This is a genomic window from Candidatus Vallotiella sp. (ex Adelges kitamiensis) (genome assembly GCF_020342435.1).
In the GTDB taxonomy this organism is placed as follows: domain Bacteria; phylum Pseudomonadota; class Gammaproteobacteria; order Burkholderiales; family Burkholderiaceae; genus Mycetohabitans.
Map to the genome: position 1 here is coordinate 812,042 of NZ_CP080504.1, position 11,477 is coordinate 823,518.

An 11,477-nucleotide genomic window follows, 5' to 3' on the forward strand; every position below is an offset into this window, starting at 1 on the left:
TAATAAGTAACGTCTAATCCGCGGGATTCTCTCCATGTTTGTCTCACCTCTTTACAAAGGTATGTAATATATGCGCGTTATTCGCATCTTCGATAGGTATCGACAGCTCAACTCAGTAGCATTAAATATATTCCCCCTAATAAAAAATACTGGCATAACGATAGATTATCTGCATTTTGTTATCAGGCGATCGTAATGCGAATACGAAGCTTAAAATCTCAGGAACTTTGACAGTATTACAACGTAGTTATAGCAACGTTCATCCATCTTTCCGAATCTAGAGATTAACCTATACTAATCTCTAAATGTCTCTATCAAAAGTACATTATGTTTATACCATGCCCTCTAATAAAGAGGGGGTACATATTATTACAACACGCCATCTTAAATAGAGACTTATCGCTTTTAAAGTAATAAAAAACGAAAGCCATCGATTGTCTTAATCACTAAGATTCCGGGTGTTCGTCCTAATACCTAGGACCTAATATAGCCAGAAACACTACTGAGTATTACATCTTTATAGAATGCAACCTATGACAAAATATTTTTATTATTTCATTTATCCTAGCCTTATACTAGTAGACTTATTCGGTGAACTTAAATTCAGATTTTAAATAGTACTAAACTAACTCCGTTATAGATAACGTATTATTTAAAGTTTATTGTTTTAGGGGTAAAATGCACGAAGCTGCCTATTAAGGGGCTTACAAGATAGACATAACTCAAGCATCCAGCAAACACGCTTTTGCCTAATATACAGCTTAAAATTACTACAGCAGTATCACCGAGACTTTATAAAAAATTACGATACTACTATCTAAAAAAGTAGAAATAAAATATAATAAAAGAATATCACTAACAGATTAAATACTAATAAAAAATATTCGTGCCCTCTACTAAAATTAGTCGAGGTTATTCGATAACTATCTTAAATAATCTTAGTATAAGTATACTTGCAGACAATACTATATTTATGTGTAAATTAGCGTGTGATTTATAATAAAAAATTATTTAAAATATATCTATATACTATAACTAGTATATAGATATATTTTATCTATAAATAATAATTAAAAAACATTAATTTTATAATTATTCTTTCCCCTTATCAGGACGATTCTGAGCTCAAAAAAGCGCCTAAAATTTAATTTTTAATTATCCAGCTATTCTTAATTAGCTATGTTTAATTCTCTAAAATAATAGAATTTGAGTGAATAATCTATTATGTGCTCTAATTTGCTTATAAAAGCAATATTTTTTAATTAAATTAATGTGATCCTATACTTAGGATTAATAATAAAAGCTATCGCATTAGCAATCTGAAAAGAAAGGGGTGCTACCGCACATAGCGGGTAACTAGTAAAAAGTTTATTGATTAGATTAATAGCATACTACATGGGTAATTTTTATAAAATTTAATATGTATGCGATTAATATTACTATGAGAATTTTTTATAAAATTGATGAAAACGCAAGTAACTTAAAGCATTAGCTTCTATTTTCTTGAGAAGACTGGCATAGTCATGGCTTCATGGGTGGCAGAAGCGCACTTAGCATATCAACCGTGTGATGTATTGCGCCACGGTGCCGTGCTGCGAATGCAGAACCAGCAGTTCCCATTGCTACGCGGCGTGTGCGATCCGTAAGAACTATACGTACAGCCCGCGCTAGCGTAGTTGAGTCTCGTACCCGTAGTGCAGCGCCAGAAGTTATCGCGTCGATGCTTGCCTGTTCAAAATTAAATGTATGTGGTCCGATCACAATCGGCACACCGACGGCACAGGCTTCAATCAGATTATGTCCACCGAATGGCAGCAAACTTCCGCCTATAAAAGCTACGTCCGATGCAGCGTAGTAGGCTTGCATTTCCCCCATAGAATCACCAAGCAGCACCCGTACGTCGTCCGGAAGAGGCGCAATAGTAGTCGTCTTATGTACGCTCTGTATAGTTGATGCAGAGGCCCACTCTGAACGACGCGCTAACTTCAGCCCCCTATGCTTGATTAGCTCGGCAACCTCATCAAAGCGCTGAGGATGTCTAGGTACTATTATCAGAAGGATATTAGTAATACCAAGTTGGTAGTATGCATCTAATACAAAAGCTTCTTCACCCTCTCTCGTACTGCCTGCTATCCACACTGGCCGGTGACCAATTGCCATATTCCAAGCTCGGCCCAGCTTAGCTAATTCGGGCAGAGCCTTTATATCAAACTTTAAATTTCCAACCACTGTAACATCACGTGCGCCAAGCGCGCCTAAACGCTGTGCATCAACCGAGCTCTGTGCGAGCACATGCGTGAAGCTACCGAATACTTGACGTACTTCTGCTCCAAAACGTAAAGCGCGATGGTATGAACGTTCTGACATTCTTGCATTAGTTAGTACTAACGGCACGCCTGCATAGCGACACTCATTAATTAGCGTTGGCCATACCTCAGTTTCCATGATAATGCCTAATACAGGGCGCCACGCGCGAAGAAACCGCCGAACTGGCCCGCGCATATCATAGGGCAAATAGCATCGCAATACACGTGAGCCAAATAGCTGCTCTCCGAGTGCTCGCCCACTCGGTGTCATATGCGTAAGCAGCACCTGCACGTTATAACACTTATCAAGTAGCACCTGCACTAGAGGTTGAGCTGCCCGTGTCTCTCCAAGCGACACTGCATGAATCCAAATCAAAGGGGCATTATTATGTGCCGAGTAGCTTGCTAGATAACCGAATCGTTCAGGAATATGCTGAATATAGCCTCGCTCATGCCGCGCACGTGCTAATAAACGTAGTACGGCTAGCGGAGCAGCTATATACCAGAGTATTCGATATAAAATTTTTAGCATCAGTCTATCTGTCTAATAAATCAGACGAGTGTGCTACCTGCAAGGCGTTCTAGGATACTTAACGGGGAACTCTGCGGCTGTACCATTGAGCGTACTGGCAAGAAAAAGGTCTGTTCAAGCATAAATTGACCAGACATCACAGCATGTGATATCTGGTCTGAAAAGCAAATCCAGGCGCTACCCGGTAAAAACCACACTGCCTGCTGCCGTGCGTTGCGCTGGTAATCTAGATCCGCTTTCATCGCATCATGAATATGTAGCATAAAATGATCATACTTGCTACGCTTAGTCTTAGTTATATTTAGTAGCTTCAATAGCGATGCAACCCCAGGAATTGGTTTCGGGATACGAGAGAAGAACCGATGCGCGACGTCCTCGAATGGCTCGCCAACTCGCCACACGCGGGGCTCGCCATATCCGTTAACGTTTGTAAACACACGAAGTATTCGTTCACCATAATTTGGCTGCGATGGAAACGTATCCACGTGCAACCGGCTGTCATCTTTATGCCATGATGTTTTACGTGTTTCTACGCGATGCAATCGTAAGCTACTAGATGCGATCCGAAGCTTACTTTTATATTCGGGAATAAGTTGCCCGACTAATTTGAGCGCATGAAGTCGGTAGCGCGTCAATAAGATACGTACAGCGGACTGTATAGCTGCATCACCTGATATGCCACGTAACGCACCGGCATTGGCTTCCAGACTAATATTTTTACGGTTAGGATCAGCTATTTTAGGATCCAGCAGAATTTGTTCACTGTCTTCTATTATAAATTTTAAGCGTGGAAAATACAGCACTTTTCCAGACTCTACTGCAGCTAGACATGTCTCACCTGATACGGACCGGTGTTGTCCCCGACAATCTACGAAATGAATCTCAATAATTTGTGATGCTCTCATCAAAATATCGCTATAACAATCCGAAGCCAGCTAGCACACTCTTAACTTCAACAAGGTTTGGTGGGGATCCCCCCTTTCCTAGGTTAACAATATTTGGTGACCAATATCCACCAGTGCGCCATGCCGTTGCAAAATTATATAACTCAATCGTTGGTCGCTTAAGCGCCGCAGCTATATGAACTAGTCCTGTATCCACGCCAACAGTCACTGCTGCGCTATCAATCAACCCCGTAACCGCTGGCAGCGACAAGCGTGGTGGCACGAGCGCAGCAACACCAAGTTTCTGTGCCAGGCGCTTGCTTTTCGCATGCTCAACAGTGCTGCCCCAGGGCAGTATAATCGATATGCCGCGGTGAATAAGCGACTGACCTAACTCAATCCAGCAGCTCTCTGGCCATTGCTTGTCCTCACGTGAGGTCGCATGCACGAACACCACGTATAGAACTGGTAAATTTAGCCCTGTGTGCGCCAGTTCTCGAGCCGCTTGGCACCGATCAATACCGAAATCTATATTCTGTTCATCGGCTCGTGGCAGCGGATCACCAAGCGCACAGGCAGCTAATTGGCGGGAGCGCTCAACGACGTGCGTATGCGGTTGAATCCATACCTTCGTCTGATAAAACCATCGCACCAGACACTCATAACCAGCTCCCTCAGTGCGATTACTTAATCCGATAAGCTCGCCGCGAGCCCAGCTTGCAACCCATGCGCTTTTGATTAACCCATGGCAATCGATCACTAGATCATATTCTTCGATTGATAATGAACGTCTGAATTTTCGCACTTCACGCCACGTCGCTGGCGAAAGCAGCTGCCTTCGCCAGCGACGTAAAGAAAATGGGATAACACTGCGCACACCTCGAACAAGGTTGACAAATTCGACGAAGTTTTCTTCAACTAACCAGTCAATAATCGCATCTGGATGAAGCCGATGGATATCGGCAACCAATGGCATATTGTGAACAATATCACCTAGTGATGACAATCGAACGATCAGAATTTTTTGCACGCGAATCAATAAGTCAGGAAAACTACGGCAGTCTCTTGACTACCTCCTAAATAGAAGGTTGTAGTATGATTAGTAAGTCTATAGCATTTAACCTAAATGCCGCAGAGAGTCAATCTCTGAGATTAGTAGCTAGGCGTATAACTAGTTCTCTTAAAACGGAAGCTCGATGCCAGGCTTCTGCTCAATGATTGCACGCTGAAAGTCTTTTTGGATTCGCTGAAGCGCCGCATTATTATCGGCTTCGAAACGCATCACAACTGCGGGTGTAGTATTAGATGCACGTGCAAGCCCAAAACCGTCCGAATATTCTACGCGCAGGCCATCGATCGAAATGACTTCGTTAGCACCACAAAATGTCGAAAACTTTTGAAGTTTGCCCATCAAATCAAAGTTCTCACCCTCATTGAGTCTGAGTTGCAACTCAGGCGTCGAGACTGAATTCGGCAAGCTGTTGAGTAACTGACTGGGGTCAGCTACGCGCGATAGGATTTCTAGCAGTCGTGCACCAGTATAGAGACCGTCGTCAAAACCGTACCAGCGATCTTTGAAAAATACGTGGCCGCTCATTTCTCCAGCGAGAAGCGCGCCAGTTTCGCGTAACTTCGCTTTTACTAAAGAGTGGCCGGTTTTCCACATCACCGGCTCACCACCCTGCTCGTGTATCCATCGAGCTAGGTTGCGTGTGCATTTCACGTCATAGATGATCTTCCCACCTGGATTACGTGATAATACATCCTGCGCGAATAACATCAACTGCCTATCCGGATAAATGATTTGACCGTCCTTAGTTACCACACCAAGCCGATCTCCGTCTCCATCGAATGCAAAGCCAATCTCCGCATCCGTCTCTTTTAGCGCACGAATAACATCTTTTAGATTTTCTGGATGGGCTGGATCTGGGTGGTGATTTGGAAAATTGCCATCTATGTCACAGAAGAGTTCAACCAACTTGCATCCGAGCGCTCTAAATAATCTCGGTGCAAGCAATCCTGCAGCGCCATTGCCTGCATCGATAACGAGTTTTAGTGGGCGAGCTAACTTGATGTCAGACAAGACCCTCTCGACGTAGGCGTCGAGTATATTATACTCTTTATAGCTTCCACTAGCGGCAGCAAACTCTCTATCGACTATACGCTTGTATAATACCTGAATTTGCTCACCATAGATTGCAACACCGCGTAACACCATCTTAAAACCATTATAGTCTGGGGGATTATGGCTACCCGTGACGATAATGCACGAATCTACATACCGCCCCGCGAGTGACACACTGGCTGCGAAATAGCCGAGGGGCGTCGGCACCAGGCCAATATCAATCACATCTATACCTGTAGCGCATAGACCATCTGCTAGAGCAGAAGATAATTGCGGACTTGACAAACGCCCATCACGACCAATTATTACCGCATTAGCACCTTGCGCACGTATTTCGCTTCCGAACGCGCGACCAATCTGCCTAGCGATATTATTATCGAGTGTCTTACCGATGATACCCCGAATATCGTAGGCCTTGAAAATCGATTTAGAAATCATAGGTAAAATTTTATTTAGTAGAGTTATAGCCGAAATCGATAAGATGGCTGTCCGCATTAGATTAGGATTCGTACTTTCCCGCTCCGCCACATTCCGCGTATAATGAGTAAATTAATAGTAATTCGAATATAGACCACATTCTCGCTAATCTGTATTCGCTTAGCCTGCAGAGTGGCGTGGCTTTACAATAAGTACTTCTATCATAATCATCGGCTTGCTTGCTGTTTTGGCGCAGAATTAATTAGTAAGCAGTTAACGTGCATACACCATTGCTACTCGTACTGGCACCGCTGCCTTGCGGTATGCGCTGCTGCTTTCAATCCCAATAATTGGGCATTGTAGAAAGGGGTGGTTAGGCATAATTCTTTGCAGTGTATTCGCGCTACGCTGACGGCATCGGAGAGCTCGCGCTCGTGCTGATGTAGGCTAGCCTAGCTGAGATCTAACCGTTAGAACAATCTAGCTATTTTAGCTATGACAATGCTATCTCGTGAGTACTGATAGAGACGGCTAATCTATAGCTACAAAACATACCTGTGCCAAACTACAGTTGATTACAATCATGCCCGCGGCATTAGCTCAATCTAGCAACGTCTAACTGCTAGTGCGAGTGGCTCTGCCAACATTCTTGTAAAGCAAGTCAACTACCTAGGTAAGCATCACACGTACCTGCAGTGGCCCCTCGCCTGAAAACGAATCACCTTTTTCGCGTTAACCCTGCCAAGTCAACCAATCGATATATGCTGGAGTTTTGCTTGGATCACTATCCAGCTACAATACCCCGTGTAGATGCAGTTAGGCAGGCAAGAAACTATCGAGTAGCATGCTATGCAACAGAAAATCTAGACTTGTTTTTTGGTTAAAGTGTGGCTATAGATATGCAAATCTACCTGATATAAAATTAATTTAGGAACTAAACAAACGTAGCATTAGCTCTACAAGGAGGCGCATATAGATCGTTTCAACACTACGGAACTCAAGTTTGTCTACTCGAACTGGATACTCTTTACTGAGTAGCTCAGACTAAACAAGAATTTAGCATATTATTTAATAATGTATCCAATGTTATAACTCATTAAACGTGTGCTGCTTTATACGCATTAAGCATATGAATAACAATGATGGCAAATCAACGCATGATTCTAGTTACCGGCGGTGCCGGCTTTATCGGCTCACATACCTGCGTCGAATTGCTCAACGCGGGCTATGATATTTTAGTAGTCGATAACCTAGTCAATAGCAAAGTCGACGCGATTCGGCGCGTCGAGCAGATCACTGGCAAGATAGTTCGATTCTATCAAGTTGATTCTTGTGATGATCAGGCACTTCGAAAAGTGTTTGAACAATGCCCAATCCATGCGGCAATTCATATTGCGGCGTTCAAAGCAGTCAGTGAATCGACAAAAAAACCACTAGAGTACTATTCGAACAACTTAAACAGTCTGCTGGCGCTGCTGCGCGTAATGAATGAGTATAACGTACAATATATCGTGTTTAGTTCATCAGCTACTGTATACGGAAAGCCACAAAGCGTGCCGATTAACGAGTCATTCCCGTTATCTGCAACTAATCCGTACGGACACACGAAAATAATAGCCGAACAGATTCTACGTGATTTGGTGTGTGCTAATGCTAGCTGGAAAGTCGCTACGCTACGCTATTTCAATCCGGTCGGTGCGCATAAAAGCGGGTTAATTGGTGAAGATCCAAACGGCATCCCGAATAACCTGATGCCGTTTGTCGCACAGGTGGCGGTCGGTAAGTTACCGCGCCTTTTGGTCTTCGGTGGAGACTATGATACGCCAGACGGAACTGGCGTCCGCGATTACATTCATGTGGTTGACATTGCACGGGGGCATCTTGCTGCACTTGATACCCTGTTCAATCAAGGCATTAGTTTTACTGTAAACTTGGGCACTGGAAAAGGGTATAGTGTACTAGAAGTTGTGAGCGCTTTTTCGCGAGCCAGCAAACGCGAGGTTCCGTATGAGATCGTTAACCGACGCTTCGGAGACGTTGCTGTTTGTTATGCTAATTCCGAAGCTGCCGAGCGAATAATAGGTTGGCGTTCAGCGTATGGCATCGAAAGAATGTGTATAGATCATTGGCGTTGGCAGGAAAAAAACCCAAATGGCTATTCCTAAGCCCTACGAAATATCTATTCAAATTTTGATTTTTGCTTAATTTTTTTATTAATCACACTTGTCATTGTCTATTACGCAAACGGGAACTGTCTGTTTCTCGACAGAGACTAATTTATAGGGGCGCTAAATTCTATATTTGCCCCGTTCTACATATCAGCATTTTGCCATTGTATCCAGGCTATCCGGAAGAGCTGAGCAGCTTTATAGTGTATATCCGTCGGTAGCCGATAGCATTTTACTGCTCGCCGTCGGCGGCCTTCCAGTGTTCACATCTGGGTTGATTAAGATTTGACTAATCGCGCAAGCGCTTTAATACAGCTCGTTTCAACAATCCTTGCCGCAGCTCTCGTATTTAGCTACTCGGTAGCTATTACTTATATTAGCTTACTGTTTTATATTTTGTATTTGCGTGTCCGTTTATATTTATGACAATCTAGATACTTGCAGTCTCCAGACTTTCCAATACGATCCATGATTAATAGCTTTAACAGGCTCGACTTAATGATTAGCTTCATAATGTTTGCTTCCATTGCATATGTCGCTACTAAGTTTATGCCTTAATCGTTCTATGCGGCTCGATAGCTATAATGGGGAAAAATTATTGGCTTTTTATGGAACTTTCTAGGTAGACTTACTTTTTGGGTAACAGCGGCACGTATTTCTTTAGCTTTATGTGCAAGTGTTCTTCTTAACACACAATCAAAAATCTTTTACTTGGTACTCTACCTTTCTAATAGACGGCTTATACACTTAGTGAGCGATGTATGTACCACAAGAATTGATCTAGAGAAATTTCTTAATCCCATTATATTTATGGTTAGTTATTTTGCCTGATAGCTGTGATCTTAGAAACATTGTGCTGTTAATATATGCTTGCCTATTCTATCAGGTAATTCGTGTTCACTTATATATGGTTATACATGAGTACACACTCATGCGCACCCTAAGCCGATCGCTATGCTGCAATGTGGCCGTTATTTTCTCGTATCTATCTGATGTTTTATAATTCTTTGAATACACGATCGCAAAGCGATGCGTCTAATACGTATAGTGATTACACTATAGAATGCAACTTATTAGCAGTCTAGCTACAAACACTACCCTGCCCTACTATTCTCCAGCGGTTTGTAATTTAAATAAAAAGTTGCTTTTTTAATTTATGCGTAACAATGTTTCCAGCACGGGCTGTTATATCTAGTCTGTATGGTACTAATTGCATAATCTGTACTCTATAAAACTTATTACTAATAATAATTAGTATTGCTTTGAGTAAAGTAAGATTTCTTAGCTTAAGAATAATAGATACTAGCTAATGTATATATTATACATATGTATACATACGAACTTCTTCTAAGAAAAGTGTTACAATCTGCGCGAGCTGTAGTTTTGCGTATTGCATGCGCTAGGTTATATCTATCCTTAGCGTAACTTTAAAAACTAAACCTAGTAATGCATGCGTATGCATGTATTACTTAATGCTTAAGGCATTGAAAAATGCTGGAGTATATCAGCACTTTCAATAAAGAAAACTTGCTACGGGGTATAGATATTAGCCTTAGTTATAATAAGTACTCGAGGAATGCGTAAGTCAGACGTATTTAGTATACGCATTCCATGCCGAAAAACACAATTCACTCGTATTAATGAACCCAAACAGATTTATCATATGGGTTAATACAATTGCGATTATTCTTTCCGCGACCCTGATACTATCAATACAAGGCGGAACAGGTTACTGCTTCTTTGCTATTCTTGCAATAGCGCTAACCCATCTAGTCATAGCAGAAAATCGCCGATATGCGCTAACAATGCTACAGACATATCGATTTTATGCTGTCGGTATGTCTGCCTTACCAGTAGTTATTACGCTCCAGATACTCCTGCTGCATGAGGGCCGACTTGCTGCTCTCGATCCGATGCTACGTCTTGTGTTCGTCATCCCCAGCTTTCTATTCCTTACATCCTTGCCGGCGCACTTTCTACGCCGTATTGAATGGGGTTTCGTAGCTGGTGCGCTGCTCACTGGCGTGTGGGTACTATACATGTTAGTTAATCCCGGCGCATGGCAGCAACCTGGGCGCCTTAGTAATACGTTTACAAACCCAATTCCATTTGGTGATACAGCCCTTCTCCTGGGATTCCTAGCATTTGCGTCGATTGACCGGGGTAATTCTGTAGACGGCCTAGAACTAAGTCTGAAGATACTAGCTCTTTTAGCGGGATGCTTAGCATCGTATTTCTCTGGCTCGCGGGGCGGATGGATCGCGCTGCCGTGGCTAATCTGGGCAACTGTAAGTGGCCGGCGCTGGATGTTATCCATACGCTCGCGCATTGTTATTGGAGCTGTTTTGGCTAGCTGCCTTATAGCAACTAGCATGACCCCGTTAATCCGTGAACGATTCAAAGAAATTGGTACTGATCTATATAAATTTAAGCAAGGTCAAGTGATGACCTCGACGGGGCAACGTCTCGCACTATGGCGGGCTTCACTGCAGATTTTTGTTGAACACCCGATACTTGGAGTCGGAAAAGGCCACCTGAAACCCGCATTGATTATACTAGCTAATCACGGTAAAGCTTCACGTATTATTGCCAATGAACATGCGCATAATGAGCTTTTATCAATGTTGGCAGAAACTGGAATATTTGGCACAATATCATTATTGTTACTCTACGTCGGAACATTCCTATCGTTTTGGCGTGAGCGTAAACATAACAACACGACAATTTCTACAGCTGCTTATCTTGGTCTAGTTTTAGTTGGTGGAACAGTCATTTTTGGACTGACAATTGATGTACTGCCGATCGTGATGAATGCAACATTCTTTGCTCTTATATCAGCTGTTTTACTCGCGACTATCGCTAGCCAAAAAAGAGAATTAGCATCGCTAAATGACGACACTAGATAGTTTGCTGAATCAGCTAGAATATAAATTAACTAGTATCACATTTAAAATGTAGTGTAATTTATAAACATTATTAACTTAGCCTTAAGGGTTCCTAACATCTATATTACTTATAAAATGAACACAGCTTTTATCAGCACAT

Annotated in this window: 7 protein-coding genes; 3 read left to right on the plus strand and 4 right to left on the minus strand. The window is 42.5% G+C overall.

The features are described from left to right. Positions 1-1,521 precede the first annotated feature (1,521 nt). The 4 genes from waaA to K0T93_RS03065 form a co-directional block, all read right to left on the minus strand. Positions 1,522-2,838 carry a lipid IV(A) 3-deoxy-D-manno-octulosonic acid transferase gene (gene waaA / locus K0T93_RS03050; protein WP_225721226.1) on the minus strand — a complete coding sequence of 439 codons (1,317 nt, stop codon included), beginning with the start codon at positions 2,836-2,838 and terminating at the stop codon, positions 1,522-1,524. Positions 2,839-2,858: 20 nt separating this feature from the next. Then, positions 2,859-3,743: a Kdo hydroxylase family protein gene (locus tag K0T93_RS03055; RefSeq protein ID WP_225721227.1), complete on the minus strand. Its 885-nt coding sequence runs from the start codon at positions 3,741-3,743 to the stop codon at positions 2,859-2,861. Between the two features lie 10 nt (positions 3,744-3,753). Then, on the minus strand, positions 3,754-4,752 hold the full coding sequence (waaC, locus tag K0T93_RS03060) for a lipopolysaccharide heptosyltransferase I (protein ID WP_225721228.1): 999 nt from the start codon (positions 4,750-4,752) through the stop codon (positions 3,754-3,756). A gap of 150 nt (positions 4,753-4,902) precedes the next feature. Next, a complete protein-coding gene (locus tag K0T93_RS03065; protein ID WP_225721229.1) occupies positions 4,903-6,285 on the minus strand; it encodes a phosphomannomutase/phosphoglucomutase in 1,383 nt (460 codons plus the stop codon). A gap of 1,121 nt (positions 6,286-7,406) precedes the next feature. On the opposite strand from K0T93_RS03065, the gene galE reads away from it, so the two are divergent. From galE to K0T93_RS03080, 3 genes are all read left to right on the plus strand, one after another. Continuing rightward, positions 7,407-8,429: a UDP-glucose 4-epimerase GalE gene (gene galE, locus K0T93_RS03070; RefSeq protein WP_225721796.1), complete on the plus strand. Its 1,023-nt coding sequence runs from the start codon at positions 7,407-7,409 to the stop codon at positions 8,427-8,429. Between the two features lie 136 nt (positions 8,430-8,565). Further along, the gene (locus K0T93_RS03075; RefSeq protein WP_225721230.1) at positions 8,566-8,721 is read left to right on the plus strand and encodes a hypothetical protein; all 156 of its coding nucleotides are present in this window, start codon (positions 8,566-8,568) and stop codon (positions 8,719-8,721) included. Between the two features lie 1,351 nt (positions 8,722-10,072). Beyond that, entirely contained in the window at positions 10,073-11,338 is a 1,266-nt protein-coding gene (locus tag K0T93_RS03080; protein WP_225721231.1) for an O-antigen ligase family protein, read from the plus strand. Positions 11,339-11,477 lie beyond the last annotated feature (139 nt).

Coding starts and splice junctions, on each gene's coding strand:
- K0T93_RS03055 (WP_225721227.1), bottom strand. CDS start 3,743: ATGAGAGCATCACAAATTATTGAGATTCATTTCGTAGATTGTCGGGGA.
- galE (WP_225721796.1), top strand. CDS start 7,407: ATGGCAAATCAACGCATGATTCTAGTTACCGGCGGTGCCGGCTTTATC.
- K0T93_RS03080 (WP_225721231.1), top strand. CDS start 10,073: ATGAACCCAAACAGATTTATCATATGGGTTAATACAATTGCGATTATT.
- waaA (WP_225721226.1), bottom strand. CDS start 2,838: ATGCTAAAAATTTTATATCGAATACTCTGGTATATAGCTGCTCCGCTA.
- K0T93_RS03065 (WP_225721229.1), bottom strand. CDS start 6,285: ATGATTTCTAAATCGATTTTCAAGGCCTACGATATTCGGGGTATCATC.